This is a genomic window from Paenibacillus sp. CB74 (genome assembly GCF_055687625.1).
The window spans coordinates 5599881-5614865 of the sequence record NZ_CM146009.1 but is presented as its reverse complement, the minus strand read 5'-3'; the positions used below and the strand labels follow the sequence as shown (position 1 = coordinate 5614865).

Sequence of the window (14985 nt, the reverse complement as noted above, 5' to 3'; positions counted from 1 at the left end):
TTTCTCTTTCAGCAGACATCACCAAATTTTACAGGGAATTTACAGATCCTCACCCTGTATTTAATCAGTAAAATGCCTGGGAGATAAGGGATAAAATAGTTCTATTGGGGGCGAAAAATGTAATATGGCACGCCGAAAAGGCTTTCCGCCAAGTCCTCAGGAGACTTGAAAGAAAGCCTGTGTTATATATTGTGTAGAGAATAGGGCGAATCTTACCGCTGCTACCCTTCCCCTTCAAAAGGCTGCCAACCATCCATGCCGGATAGAATCAGAGGTATAGCGTACTCCGCCGCTTCCTGTTCGGTCAGCATTTTGGCCCAGGCCACACGATCAGCAGCACGTCCGGCACCAGGCCCGGCACTGTTATATTCCGCATACTGAACGGTCTGCTCCGCATCTGTCTTGTTCCAGTTATGCCATCCCTCCCGCTTCACATGAGCGCCGATCCAGCAGTTCAGAAAACAGACTTTGGCATGATGACGCCACGGCCTGCCCAGATACACCGACTGCGGCGGAGCATTGCTGGTCAGATCACAGTCCAGAAACACATAGCCGTATCGTACATCCTCCGGAGTAGACGCTGCGGTAATCCAGCCGTTCACTTGTCCATCCGCAGCCTCCGCTTCGGTCAGGCGATTCTTCGTAAAAATCTCGCAGCCCTTAAATACCACCGTAGCCGAGCCAAAAATAAAATCGATATCGCCTTCAATGTAACAGTCTTCGAAATACTGCCGCAGTTTGCGCCGCTCGGCACCATCACGTGGCCCGCCAAAGTAACTTCGATCCATGGGTTGCTCCGGCAATGGGCCGGTGAAGATCGTATCCTGGTGGCCGATCAGACGACAGCGGCGAAAGACCGCCCGGTCTCCATCTACGTAAACGGCCAGCGCCTGACCAACCTCCTTGCCCGGCCCGGCAGCATTTACGAAGGAAATGCCCTCTGCCGTAAAATCATCGGCACCGATGAAAGCGGTATAGGAATGAAACGTATGATATGGCGACCCGTCCGGGAACTTCTTAAGTGCATAATCATCATACGTAATGATCGTCTGCTCCGCCCCGTCACCAATCAGATGGATGCCCGGCTTCTCCATATGCAGCTTCTCATAATAGACGCCAGCTTTTACTCGAATCGGAACGTTTCCGATGCCATTCTCCGGCAGCGCATCAACTGCAGCCTGAATCGTCACATAATCCCCCGTCCCATCTGAAGCAACAGTCAGACAGGGAGTCGATGGTTCCAATGCTGTATTCGGCAATTTCTGCTGTGTCATGGCAATCGCTCCATTTCCAGCGCTGCCAGCAGGAGCGGAGCCACCCCCATAAAGGAATCGCTTACAACCGCTTCGCTCACATAGTAGCTGTACGAGCCATCCCGGTCCAGACTTAGTCCTGCGCCATGACAGATCCCGTTTAACCGAACGCCATCAGCCGTCTCCTCCACCAATCTGGAGTAAAGCCCCTGCCATCCTTTCTCCGCCGCAGCTCTGAAATGCGGCTCCAGATACTTCAGCCGCACACCCTTGGCAAGTGCATATACAAACATGCTTGACCCGGATGCTTCCAGATAGTTGCCTTTGCGGAAGCCCTGATCCAGCACCTGAAACCATAACCCGCTCTCCTGCTCCTGCACGCGCACCAAAGCATGGCACATCCGTTCGAAGATACCGATGATGGTGCCGCGTTTTGCATGATTCACGGGGAAATGCTCCACGCTGTCCACAATCGCCATAGCATACCAGCCCATCGCCCGGCTCCAGAAGTGTGGCGAGCACCCTGTCGATGAATCGGCCCAGACCTGTTCCTTCGCTTCATCCCAGCCATGATAGAGCAGTCCGGTCCGGGGATCACGGGTCTGGCGTTCGATCAGCAGAATCTGGTGCGCTACTTCATCCCATAACTCGGGGTTATCAAATGTCTTCGCATACTCGGATAGAAAGGGAGAGGACATATACAGGCCGTCCAGCCACATCTGGAATGGATAGATTTTTTTGTGCCAGAAGCCGCCCTCCGACGTTCGAGGTTGCCCTGCGAGCTGTGCGGCCAAGAGATGTGCCGCTTCTGCGTAACGCTGATCTTCAGCTCCCTCCAGTAATGCAAACAGGTTTTTCCCCTGATTAATCTGATCCAGATTATATTCTTCCAAAGTATACGTGCCAATAGAACCATCTGGCTGGATATACAAGTCCATATGTTTTTTCATAAAATCAACATACTCTTGCTTGCCATAATATCGCCCAGTTCGAGCCATCGCCATCAATGTCATGCCTTCCACGTATGCCCATCGTCCCGAAGGGAACGCATGATAACCGTCCCCGTCACATTGCTGGATGATCGTTGCTGCAATTCGCTCAGACCAGGATAACTGCGTCTGTACCTGCATAAGCAATTCCTCCTTGAATGTTGTAACCACCTAATACATGTATGACTAACGGATAACCGCTTCACTCTTGCTTATTGTCGGCACATTGCCGTTGAATTGCGAAGGTTCAGCTTGGGCTGAACGACTACCGGAACATCGACCTGTTCATCACGAATCAACGATACAATCAGCTCCGCTGCCTGCACGGCCAGTTCATCCAGAGACGGGCCAATTGTCGTCAAGGCCACTTCGGCATACTGCATATCCGGCAGATCATCATACCCGATTAACGAGATATCGCGCGGAACGCTGTAACCTGCCTCAAGCAAAGCCCGAAGTGCACCTCGGGTGACCAGGTTGTTCAGCCCAATAAAAGCTGTCGGCGACTCCGGCCCAAACGCATGATTACGTATGGCAAAATACCCGTCTTCCCAGGAGGAATACGCTGGCAGCACATGGTCTTCATTAAAAGCCAGACCCGTACGCTGCAACGCTTCCCGGTATCCCTCCAGTTTAATATTCTGTGAGTTGCCGATGAACCCGATTCGGCTGTGCCCCAGCGATTTCAGATGCTCCACTGCTTTGAAGAGTCCTTCTTTGCGATCAATCTTAATGTAAGGAGAGTTCGGCGCTTCATCTGTACCCAGCACAAAACATGGCATGTTGAGTGTCGCGAACTTTTTCCAGAACATCTCCCGATTGTCCAGTGCATAGTCCCACAGAATACATCCGTCCACACGCAGCTGGCTGAAGACATCCACACCATCATCCGCTACAACCAGGATCATCTGATACCCCCGCTTCTTCAGCTCGGTGTGCAGACGGCCGGAGATGTTCGAGAATAACGGATTGCTCAGTTCATCCAGCACAAAGCCGATGATATTGCTTCTGCCGGTGGAGAGTTGCCGGGCCAGCATATTTTTTCGATATTGATGTTTCTCCGCGACCGCAAGCACCTTCTGCTTCGTAGCCGGTTTGATTCGGGGATCATCATTCAGCGCCTTGGATACTGTGCTATAGCTCACCCCCGCCAGTTTGGCAATGTCTTTAATGGTTATCAAAATCAATCAACACCTCTCATACGCCTGAAACCCTATTTCCTATTTCTGTGCAGCCTTATAACGATCATATTGTGCCTGTCTGCCCGCAATAACCTGCTCTATATTCATCTTCTTCAACGTCTCAATATAACTGTCAAACTGATCCAGACTGGCATCACCGCTAATAAACTTGAAGTTCATCTCTTCCACATATGTGGTAATGTCAGGCATCGCCATGCTCTCCACGCTCGCTTCATCCGGCAGGGCATAGACAAACGGGAACGGTTCACGGACATACGGCTCCAGTTCCTTATCCATCTTCGCATGCCAAGGGGCCACAACGGAATCGGCAGAATCGGTCGATTGAATGTTCGGCAGATTCACCGGCCCGATGCCGAGCTTCTGAATGTATTCATTGTCCTTGCCTTTGTCCGTAAATGTCTTCACGCCATTCTCTTCCGTATACGTGTCATCCTTGATGCCCCACGTATAATATGTCTGTGCCTCTTCACTTACCGCATAATCCAGGAAGCGGAAAGCCAGCTCCGGATTTTTGCTATCCCGCGTAATACCGAAGATGCCGCTAACCGGGGTACGTCCTACGTAAAACTGATCGCCATGCGGTCCTTTCAGTGGCAGAATGCCTTTGATGATTGGCTCTTCCGGATTGTAATCCTTGAACAGCGGGCTGTAGACCATCGACATGTACCAGCTGAAATTAAACGTTGCGCCGGTCACATCCTGAGAGATCCGCGATGTGACCTGATCACTCGTGGTACTCGCATAATCTACCCCAAGCAGACCTTCCTTGTACAGTCCATTCAGATAGGTCAGGTACTCCTTGTATGCCGGCTCATAATAGCTGAAATGCACCTTGCCCTGATCGTCTGCATAAAACTGATTGGACAGATCAAGTCCAAATGCAGGGCCAAAGGCCATGGACACAAATTTCGCTTCCATGGACAGCGGAATCTCATCGGCTTTTCCGTTGCCGTTCGGGTCGTCTGTCTTGAACTTGCGCAGCATTGCCGTAAACTCATCCAACGTGGTCGGCTCGCTTAATCCAAGCTTATCAAGCCAGCGCACATTGACCATAAATACCGGCATGTAGTTGCGGGTTAGCGTCTGCTGCGGGACATAATACATTTTACCATCTGGCGTCGTTAAACTGGCTTTGACCGAAGGCGACTTTTCATATATTTTTTTTAGATTCACGCCGTATTTCTCCACCAGATCATTAATCGGAATGAATAGACCGCTGTTGATGTACTTCATCAGTTGATCCTGATCCGGCAGGTACACGATATCGGGCAAGCCGGTACCGGCAGCCAGCCTCGGATTTACGGCATCCGCATAGTTCTGCGGCGGTATGAGATCCCAATCGACCGTAACACCGGCGTTGCTCTCGATTTTCTTAACGATAGCTGCGGTGGAGAGATCCACGTTGGTCGTCCAGGCGTTAGTGCCGAGAATGGACAGCTTGGCATCCGGTTGATCCGTTACCGGCCCTGCCCCGGTATAATTGAAGGCTGGCTCCGAACTGGACGGAGTGCTCCCCGCATCGGTTCCAGCCCCTGTTCCACCACTACATCCCGCCAGACTGATTGCCAGTATCGCTGCCATTACACTTTTTCTTCCTGCCCCTTTAAATCTCATCCATCATTCCTCCTTAGGTATGAACCATTTTGAACTCCCTTGAATGACATGACACTTAAGTAATAAAAGCTATCCTTTCACGGCTCCGAGGGTGATGCCCTTAACGAAGTACCGTTGGATAAACGGGTAGATCGTAACAATAGGCAGAATGCTGACCACAATGGATACATAACGTACTTGCAGGGTCGATACCGCCAGCGCCCCGGATGTCATCGTGCCGCCCATCTTCTGCATCACTTCAGGCGATGCCATGATCAGCACCCTTCGCAGGAACATCTGTAAGGGCTGCATATCCTGTTTGCCCAGATATAATAGGGCCGAGAAAAAGTTGTTCCAGTGGAATACGGCATAGTACAGCGTGAGCACAGCCAGTGTCGGCTTGATGATCGGAACCGCCAGACGATACAGCATTGTCATCTCATTGGCCCCGTCGATACTGGCACTTTCAAAAATCTCATTCGGAATGCCTTCAAAGGCCGAACGACAGATCATGACGTTAAACGTAATCACCAGCACAGGCAGCACCATGACCCAGCGGGTATTGTACAGCCCGAGCGAGGTAATCAGCATGTAGACCGGAATGAGTCCACCCGAGAAATACATGGTGAAAGCGATGAAAAAGTTCAGCTTGCGACGCAAGAAAAACTGCTGTCTGGATAACGGAAACGCGGCAAGACATGTTGCCACAATATTCAACAGTGTGCCTACCACGGTGTACCAGAGGGTGTTGTAGAACGAAACCCATAACTCCTTGTATTGTAGTACCATTTGGTAACCTGACAGGGTAAAGCCAACAGGCCACAATACGACTTTTTGTTTGTCGATGGCATCCACCGAGCTGAATGAAATGCTGATGACGTACAGAAAGGGATACAACGTGACGACAACCGCCAGTATGGTCAGCAGGTAGACACATCCGTAGAACACACGGTCACTTCTTGATTTTTGCATACAGGTCTCCTTTGGTCCGGGTTATAGTCTTACCAGAGTGACATCTTGGTCAGGCGACGGGTCATGGAATTGGCAGCAAACACAAGCACAAAAGTGATAATGGAGTTAAACAGGCCGACCGCTGTGGCGAAGCCGTAATTCTGGCCCTCAATCCCCATCCGGTATACATAGGTGGACAGGACATCCGCCGTTTCGTAGGTGGCTCCGTTGTAGAGCAGATATACTTTCTCGAAGCCTACGCTCATAATGCCGCCAAGCGACAGAAGCAGAAGAATGACAATGGTTGGTTTGATACTGGGAAGGGTCAGGTGCCATAGCTCCTGGAATTTGTTGACGCCGTCGATTTTGCCGGAATCATACATCTCGGGGTCGATCCCCATAATGGCTGCAATGTAGATGATGGAGCTGAAGCCAAAGCTCTGCCAGATGTCGGAACTTGTGAAGATGGTACGGAACCAGCTGGCATCCATCATGAAGTTCACTTTTTCCATGCCCAGACTCGCGATGAGGGTATTCACAATACCGTCTGTTGGTGACAGGAAGTTAATGATCATGCCGGCTACAACGACAGTGGAGATGAAATGAGGAAGATAGGTAACCGTCTGGGCAAATCGTTTGAATGTCCGATTCTTGATCTCCACAATGCAGACCGCGAACAGAATGGGGATCGAGAAGCCAAACAGGAGTGGCAGAAATGCAAGCAAGAACGTGTTGCGCAGCAGTCGCCAGAAGTAAATGGAATTCACGAACTGTTCGAACCAGCGCAGTCCCACCCATTCCCCGCTGAGCATGCCCTGACCCGGCAGGAAATTACGAAATGCCAACAACACGCCAGGCATTGGAAGGTACATGAAGATGAGGTAATACAGGAAGATAGGTGAAAACATCAGCAGTAAATACTTATCTCGTCTGATCAGGCTGAACAGCGTGGACATGCGTTTTTTCAACGTGAAGCACTCCCCTTCGCCATATAATTACAACGTTTGAATTTTTGAATAAAAATGAACTTTCATTTTACTGACGTATTTGTTATCATCCCATCCACCTTTGGTAACAACCTATAATATTCTGCGTAAAAAGAGATCCTTGATCGAAATAGTCCTCCTTACAATGTAGTTCTTTCTTTTGAATCAATTGTTAAAACCATAATTACAACGTTGTAATTTTAAATTAAATGTATACGCTTACATAAACTTTTTCCCATCTTAGCAAAGTCTCCATTGTTTGGCAACAACAAAAATCAGTGACATGCTGCAACGCACTAAATACAGCCTCGCATACGCGAGACTGTATTTATAATCTACACTTGATTCCGATACTCCATCGGTGTCATAACATATACTCGCTGAAACGCTCTGTAAAACTGACTGACGCTTGAAAATCCCAGTTCATAACTGATGGTGGTTACCGAATCCGTCGTAAGGCGGAGCCTTCTGGAGGCTTCTTCTACACGCAAATTTAATAAATATTGATACGGTGTCTTTCCCGTAAGAGTCTTGAAAGAGCGCATGAAATGATATCGGCTCTGATGCGCGACCATCGCCATTGAATCAATATCCATTGGACCCGTATAGGCACTGTGAATGTAATCCAGCACCCGGCGGAGATGAGGGTCCATAGATGGACCATTATCTGCAATCGTTTTTCCATTTTCCTGCCCCATCAACATGCGTCTTAGATACATCTCGACCGCCATTTCTGTTTCCTGTACTTGGAGCGAATCCGGCATGTCATCTAACAAAATGGAGTTCCAGCCTCGGAACAGACTACTGATCTCAGCGGGATCAAAAGTCTGGATAGGTCGAAACTCAGCTCGCCCCCCACTTAACTCCGCACCTTCTACACTACCTAATGGCGGTTTACGGAACTTGATCACGATGACAGCCGAATCCGACCCTATCTCAAAATAATGCTCAGTCTGAGGATGAGCAATAATCCCCTTGCCTGCGTTCAGAGGGTATGCGTGCCGTTCCTGTACCAGATGACATTGGCCTCTGACCGGCAACGTTAGCTGATACCAGTCATCATGCACATGAGGTTCATTCGCGAACCCTCCGGTAGCTTTCCATAATTCCAACCCATTTAACGTCATGTTTAATTCCATCGTTTCCTCACCTGCTGACATTATAGCAAATCGTGCTCACTTTCCAAGCACTTTTCACAAAGACAATGCCCGACCGTATCTTTTATCATAGAAAAAAATAATTCGAGGTGATCTCCCATGGCTCAGGCCACTTTAAGCAAAATGCAAATCAACTCTTCCGCCAATTGGGCACTCGCCGGAGTCAGCTTCGCCCATTTGCTGAATGATGCGATGCAGACCGTGGTTCCATCTGCTTTTCCGCTGTTTCAGCAAACCATGCAGCTCAGTTTCGCCCAGATGGGTTGGATTGCCTTCACCCTGAATATTACTGCATCCGTCCTTCAGCCCCTGGTCGGTTATATGTCAGATCGCAAACCCATGCCGATTCTGCTTCCCGGAGGCATGTTATTCTCCCTGATCGGTGTGCTCGGCTTAGCCTTGTCTTCCGAGTTATGGATGCTGCTTGTTTCTGCAGCATTGATTGGCATAGGCTCATCCATCCTCCACCCCGAGTCCTCACGAGTGGCTCATATGGCAGCCGGCCGTGGACGTGGAATGGCGCAGTCGATCTTCCAGGTGGGAGGCAACACAGGACAGGCCATTGCTCCATTACTGGTTGCTTTCATCCTGTTGCCACATGGGCAGCGTAGTTTTCTATGGCTAATGGGCTTTGCCCTGCTCGGCATCTTTATTCAGTCTTATGTCAGTCGTTGGTACAGAGACAAACTTGCCGAGACTCGCATTCGTCAGCAACAACCTTTAAAATCAAGCGGCGCAGAACCAATCGCTCGAGTGAGCAGGGGATTCATCGCTTTTACAATGGGAATTCTTATCCTGCTGTTATTCTCCAAATTCGTATATATTGCTGGCATGACCGGATATTATGCCTTCTATTACGCGGATGCATATGACTTGCCGCTCTCCCAGGCACAGATCTGTCTGTTTATTCTGCAATTCGCAGGCATGGTCGGAACCTTGCTCGGCGGCCCCCTCGCTGATCGCTATGGACGCAAACCGATGATCTGGTTCTCCATTGCAGGCACTGCACCGTTCTCCCTGTTGCTGCCTTATGCAGGACCCGTCTTGTCCATGCTGTTGTGCGGAATGATTGGACTAATCCTGATGTCCGGCTTCAGCGTCATCATTGTCTATGCACAGGAGCTGCTTCCTCGTCATATTGGAACGGTATCCGGGTTATTTTTTGGCTTGTCATTCGGAATGGCTGGACTTGGCTCGGTGGTGCTGGGTTCCTTAATTGATGTGACCAGCGTTGCATTTGTTATCAAGTTATGTTCGTTTTTGCCACTGCTTGGTGTGTGTGCCGTATTACTGCGCAAGGACCAACCAAGAACAGCGGGATAACCGTTGAAACCTCACTGATGTTGTGACTACAATACACCTAGGACAATCGAGGATAACAGAAGGAGGGAATAACGCATGATTATTGATGTACAGCATGTCACTTGGAAAAGGGGACCTCTTACCCTGCTGAACGATGTAAGCTGGCAGGTTAATGACGGTGAACACTGGGCGTTGCTTGGCCTGAATGGCTCCGGCAAAACAACACTCCTGAACATGATCACCGGGTATCTCTGGCCGACGGAAGGCAAGATATCCGTGCTGGGCCATGAATATGGCGATGTCGATCTGAGACAGCTCCGCAAATCCATCGGCTGGGTCAGTTCATCTCTGCAAGAGAAATTGTACGGCACGGATCGCACACAATATGTCGTAATCAGCGGCAAACATGCCACCATTGGCTTGTATGACAAGCTATCGGATGATGATCTGGAACAGGCACAGGAATTGATGCGAACGCTGGGCTGTCAGCACCTGTGGGATCGTGAATATCGTACCTGTTCTCAAGGTGAGAAACAGAAACTCCTTATTGCCCGAGCACTCATGGCCAATCCGCGCGTACTCATTCTGGACGAGCCGTGCAATGGACTGGATCTGTTCTCAAGAGAGCGACTGCTGGACAGCATTCGTGAATTATCACAGCGTCCTGACACCCCTTCACTCATCTATGTCACCCATCATACCGAGGAAATATTGCCCGTGTTCGGTCATAGTCTCCTGCTTCGTAGGGGTGAAATCGTGAATAGCGGACTAACGAGCGAGCTGATGAACACCGAAGTGCTGAGCAACTTCTTCGAGGCCCCTGTGGAAGTTGATCGGCACGGGGAACGTGTGTATGTCAGAGCTGCGGCGGATTCATAATTACGTGGTTATACACAGCACACGCAGCATAGGTACAGAAACTTAACAGTAAAAGCCCAATATCTTATCCACTTGTGGATAGATTTTGGGCTTTTCAATGCTATATCTAGTGTTATCCACTGTTTTCTGTGTAGAACTTTCTACTTTTTGAGTATAACTCAGCTATTCCATCTGTTTCTTCACCGCGATCTATTTCCGGGCAGCCAGGAACAGAAACAATGGAATACGCTGCCTGCGCAGATAGGTTTCCTCGTTTATGAAATGGGCACGCTGTGGTGTTGACTCGCGCAAATGTTCTACACGGAACCCCGCCCGCTGCAATGCCATAAAGTAGGATTCAATGGACCGATGCATCTTTTTCACAGAACCGCCCAGCCACTGCTGCTCACGGAATCCTTCCACAAAATACTGATCAACCACCCAATCCGTTCGTGTCCCGGAGGGTTGCAGTGTGGACGTGATCACAGGATGTTCTACGGAGAATACGAATGTCCCGTTCTCTTTCAACGTATTGTATATGTTGCGGAACAGGCCCTCCACATCCTCAATATAGTGGACAGCCAGTCTCGATATCACCAGATCATACGCCCCGACCGGGTAGGTCCAGTCCTCCATGAACGCTTGCTCAATCCGGGCATTCAATCCTTTTACAGATTCATTAGCTGCCTGAATCATATTCACCGAACCCTCAATCCCCGTATACGTCGCACCTTCACGCTCCCTGCCCAGCAATTCTGCGGCGAACCTTGCATCCCCGCAACCAAGGTCCAGTATATTCTTGCCGGTTACATCTCCGATCAACTCCAGCATCACCGGCTTTTCCAATGTATCATTGGCGTTCTCCTGCCACTTGCGACGTTCCATATACTTCTCGAAATTCGCCTCATCATCGTAAAAGTCTGATCCTCTGTCCTTCATTCCGTGACCCTCCGTTTCGGATAAGCATGATCCTCTTTACAGCCTGTATGAGTATACAGAATATGGATGTTCCTGGCTATAACAAAAAAGGCTGTTGTCTGGAATTATCCAGCAAACAGCCTTCTGCCTTATACTTCTACCATTTTCGCAGCTTAGCCAAAACGTTCTGTTTTGTACCATTTGCTCTCGCGTTTCCGAATCTTGTCCGTAATCAAGGAATAGAATGCCTTGATCGAGATCAGGATGAATAGCTGTGCATACGTGAAGTAGGACACGCAGGCATAGATGAAATTACGGGTATTGCTCTGTCCAATATCTGCGGCAAGTGCCAGATTGATCTGCAACACGTAAATAAAGTACATGAGCGCCCAACCAATGACAAGGAACACATACGCATCGCCAGCAAACTGAAATGGTGAGCTTACCTCCGGTTTAAACAGGGCAATGACCTGATAAACCAGATTCACGAGAAAAATAATATCCGATACAATGATCGCAAGCATAAACCAGAAATAACTCACGGCATAATAGATAACCAACAACTTGTTACGCCAACTGGAGCGGTTAAACAGGTTATGGATATTATCCAACACCACCTGATAGTTCCCCTTGGCCCAACGTTCACGTTGCTTCATGTATACACTAAGCTGTTCCGGCTCCTGCTGATAGGCTTCCGCTTGAGGCGCCAGTGCCACAAACTGTCCGCGGTTCAAAATCTCGAATGATAATGCTGTATCTTCTGTGATGGCTGTCACATCCCAACCACCAATCTCCCGAATCAACTTGGTTTTGATAATGTAATTCGTTCCCGGAATGGAACCAAGCTGGAACAATTCCCACAGGCCCGTGTGATACACACGTTGGGATGTAATAATCTCCAGATTGATGCATTTTGAAAGGAAATTCTGCCCTCTGTTGCGTGCTTTGTTTCGGCCAAAAACCACGCCATATTGTTCAGGGTTTTCAAGCGACTTTTGCGCCAAAAACATTAATGAATTCCGTTCAGGTGCGGCATCTGCATCGAAGATACAGATCCAATCACCCGTGGCCATTTCCAGTCCATCGTTTAAAGCCCCGGACTTGCCACCTGTTCCCTTTCGCTCCATTACCGTCACATTGCGATGCATATAACTGGTCTGACTGAGGAATGATCTTAGCTTCTCTGCGGTATCATCTGTGCAGTTATCCGCGATCACGATGACCTGAACTTTATCCTCCGGATAATTTAGGCGCAGAATATGCTCTACCGTCGCGACAATGACCTTACCCTCGTTGTGCGCAGGTACCATGACAGTGACTGTTGGATAATGATTCATATCTTCAGGAATCTGAATCCCTTTTTTGTCCTGTTTATTAATAAAACGAATCGCACCTGCCATAATAACAATCGACTCGAATACGGCAATCCATATACTAAATATCGATAATATTAAAATAAAATCAGCCACTTACTTTCCTCCGATCATACTTGCGAATAACTCTCGATCGAAAGCGAAGGGTTGCAATCGTTAACCAAATCGTAAATACCGCAAATATACAACTTACGGCGATACAGATCGGAATGAACCAGGACATATAGTCCACTGTGCATCTCTCCTTCCTGTTATATATATTCTCCGATAAGATCGGTCTCTGTGTTTCGTTCAAGGGCGGCAATCACTGCGTCTATATCATCGTACTTGCTGAACTGCTCCTTCTGAAATACCAGAGCACCGGAGCGTATCACCGTCTGTAGCTCAGTTCCCTTTTTATCAATCACGTGAAGATCCATGATGGCTTTTTTGATCCGCTGTGTCAGAAGTGGCAGGTATTCCACATTCACCAGAGGACATAAGATAACAAATCGCCCACGATCCACGAAAAATTTATAATCCTCATACCGAATCTGCTTCTGGATCGTACCCGAGATTTCAAGCAGGAACTGTGCATATCGGGCAGAACCGAGAGATTCCATCACCAATGGCAAGAATTCAATCTTGAACATGGCAATGCTGAATCCATACTTTTCGGAGTATCGACGCGCAAGGTTACTCTGTTTGATTAACGTATCTGCCAGAGCGCCTTTATTCCCAAGCGAGGTATCCAGATCGATTTCCGGGTTACGATCCTGCATATCCTGAAGGCGTTCCACTACACGCGCACTGCGCAGCAGGCTTGCCTTGATGAATGCAGCCACAGCCACGTTGGCCGGGATGAGCAACCACCAGGAGAAAACAAGCACATTCGCATCAGCGTAAGTAACCAGCCACACAAAATAAGAAACTAGATATACAAATCCCGTTACAACGGATATGCCAACAGGCAGCATAAGACCAAAAACCAATGCAACCAGTGACACGATACTAAAAATCATATCTCCTGTTGTGTAGCTCTGATCCATGTACACTTTAAGATAAATCAACAGTTGCTGCATGAGGGCAAGTCCAATTAAAAGGGCATATCCCCATGCAATACGGCGAGTAGGCGCTTTATTCTTCATAGTTCCTTCTTTCCGTTGAATTTTTAGAACACTTGTACATACTCAATTCTCTTAAATTGCAACAATTTATGACATGATTAGACAAAACTATGCTAACACATTGAAGAATTTATTAAATGACAAAATCATCACTTTTTAATGCTTTTCTGTAAATTAATTTCTCCCAACAAAGGAAAAAGATTATCAAACAGATGCGTGTTACCGTCAAATACATATCCACCTGGATAACGAGAGTCCTGACCACGCAATGTAATCATATGGTTATACAGCTGTTTGGCCCACTTCGGATCACCTGAACGTACAGCCAGTAGGATGGCCAGGCCGTATACCGATGAAGATTCGTACGAGACGGCAGGTGTGTGTGATTTTCGCGTATACTGTCCGGGCAGCTGATGACGGGCGCTGAACTCCTTTTTCAAAAAAGAAATGAGCTTATCCGGTTTGCGGTCGGTCACCGTTAGATGATTCGCCACGATCAACTGGTCGATCAAGTTTACGGTGTCATCATACGTATATTCTTTACGGACCACATCGAAGGTCTTCGGATAGAACAATTCATCGTCAGGCATCTTCTTCAGTATTGCTTTGTATTTCGCGTAGGTTCCGGGTTCCACCACTTGATGCTCTTCCATCGCTTGAAGAGAAAGGAGATCAACATAAACCAGACTTAACGTATCTGTCGAGTGACCACTTGAAAAATCATGGAAATCCACCAAATATCCTCGCTGCTGAGCTGACTGTGTTAAGGCACGGGAAATGGCGGCTGCGGTCGTAAGCTTCGCCTCTCTCCCTTGTTCCCACTGATCTGCAGCCTGCAACAGGGCACCAATGATACGAAGATCGTCGCCAAGTGCATTGGTTGTTACATGGGAATTACCTTCGGCATCCAGCTTCCAGGCTATATAAGGATCTGGCGGCGTGAGAAAATAGGTCTTCAATTGCTCGTAGCTCTGCTCGAACAATGCTTGATCATCACTCGTTACAGCATACTGCATCCACAGGCCAAGAGACTCGGACAATGCCTCTCTGCCTGCAACAGTATCTGCCCTCTTCGATGTTGCATCCTGCAAATATGTGGCCAGTGTACCATTCGGGTTGGTCATATGATCTTCAATGAAAGACACGGTCGGGGATACTCCATTCATCAGGAACCGCTCCCTAAGTAACAATATGCTGGCTACGGTAGCAGTAAGCAGCAGCAATACAAGCCAAGTTCGTTTTTTTCGGAATATCATCCTTACGCCATTCCTCCTGCTTGTGTACGACAAAGAAACTA

13 protein-coding genes are annotated in these 14985 nt (G+C 48.5%); 2 read left to right on the top strand and 11 right to left on the bottom strand.

The genetic code is table 11. The features are described 5' to 3' along the window. Positions 1–221 precede the first annotated feature (221 nt). From ACX9NY_RS24820 to ACX9NY_RS24790, 7 genes are all read right to left on the bottom strand, one after another. On the bottom strand, positions 222–1274 hold the full coding sequence (locus ACX9NY_RS24820; RefSeq protein WP_472475675.1) for a pectinesterase family protein: 1053 nt from the start codon (positions 1272–1274) through the stop codon (positions 222–224). Beyond that, positions 1271–2383, bottom strand: a complete 1113-nt coding sequence (locus tag ACX9NY_RS24815; RefSeq protein ID WP_472475673.1) for a glycoside hydrolase family 88/105 protein — start codon at positions 2381–2383, stop codon at positions 1271–1273. The genes ACX9NY_RS24820 and ACX9NY_RS24815 overlap by 4 nt, the downstream gene beginning before the upstream one ends. 71 nt (positions 2384–2454) lie before the next feature. Continuing rightward, on the bottom strand, positions 2455–3423 hold the full coding sequence (locus tag ACX9NY_RS24810) for a LacI family DNA-binding transcriptional regulator (RefSeq protein ID WP_339257920.1): 969 nt from the start codon (positions 3421–3423) through the stop codon (positions 2455–2457). A gap of 39 nt (positions 3424–3462) precedes the next feature. Then, positions 3463–5058 carry an extracellular solute-binding protein gene (locus ACX9NY_RS24805; RefSeq protein ID WP_472475671.1) on the bottom strand — a complete coding sequence of 532 codons (1596 nt, stop codon included), beginning with the start codon at positions 5056–5058 and terminating at the stop codon, positions 3463–3465. Positions 5059–5127: 69 nt separating this feature from the next. Further along, positions 5128–6009, bottom strand: a complete 882-nt coding sequence (locus tag ACX9NY_RS24800; RefSeq protein ID WP_472475669.1) for a carbohydrate ABC transporter permease — start codon at positions 6007–6009, stop codon at positions 5128–5130. Positions 6010–6038: 29 nt separating this feature from the next. Then, entirely contained in the window at positions 6039–6956 is a 918-nt protein-coding gene (locus ACX9NY_RS24795) for an ABC transporter permease (RefSeq protein WP_036612224.1), read from the bottom strand. Positions 6957–7309: 353 nt separating this feature from the next. Next, on the bottom strand, positions 7310–8113 hold the full coding sequence (locus tag ACX9NY_RS24790; protein ID WP_472475666.1) for a helix-turn-helix domain-containing protein: 804 nt from the start codon (positions 8111–8113) through the stop codon (positions 7310–7312). A gap of 117 nt (positions 8114–8230) precedes the next feature. On the opposite strand from ACX9NY_RS24790, the gene ACX9NY_RS24785 reads away from it, so the two are divergent. Next, positions 8231–9454, top strand: a complete 1224-nt coding sequence (locus ACX9NY_RS24785; protein ID WP_472475664.1) for an MFS transporter — start codon at positions 8231–8233, stop codon at positions 9452–9454. A 75-nt stretch (positions 9455–9529) separates the two neighbouring features. Next, a complete protein-coding gene (locus tag ACX9NY_RS24780; protein WP_472475662.1) occupies positions 9530–10312 on the top strand; it encodes an ABC transporter ATP-binding protein in 783 nt (260 codons plus the stop codon). Between the two features lie 189 nt (positions 10313–10501). Here ACX9NY_RS24780 and ACX9NY_RS24775 read toward each other — a convergent pair whose 3' ends face one another. The 4 genes from ACX9NY_RS24775 to ACX9NY_RS24760 all read right to left on the bottom strand — a co-directional run bounded on the left by ACX9NY_RS24775 (position 10502) and on the right by ACX9NY_RS24760 (position 14944). After that, on the bottom strand, positions 10502–11230 hold the full coding sequence (locus ACX9NY_RS24775) for a class I SAM-dependent methyltransferase (protein ID WP_472475660.1): 729 nt from the start codon (positions 11228–11230) through the stop codon (positions 10502–10504). Positions 11231–11382: 152 nt separating this feature from the next. Then, complete coding sequence (locus ACX9NY_RS24770) at positions 11383–12678, bottom strand: glycosyltransferase family 2 protein (protein WP_339257926.1); 1296 nt, start codon at positions 12676–12678, stop codon at positions 11383–11385. 155 nt (positions 12679–12833) lie between these two features. Next, positions 12834–13709, bottom strand: coding sequence for a diguanylate cyclase domain-containing protein (locus tag ACX9NY_RS24765; RefSeq protein ID WP_339257927.1), 876 nt, complete (start codon positions 13707–13709; stop codon positions 12834–12836). Positions 13710–13837: 128 nt separating this feature from the next. Next, positions 13838–14944: a glycosyl hydrolase family 8 gene (locus ACX9NY_RS24760; RefSeq protein ID WP_472475658.1), complete on the bottom strand. Its 1107-nt coding sequence runs from the start codon at positions 14942–14944 to the stop codon at positions 13838–13840. Between the last annotated feature and the right edge of the window lie 41 nt (positions 14945–14985).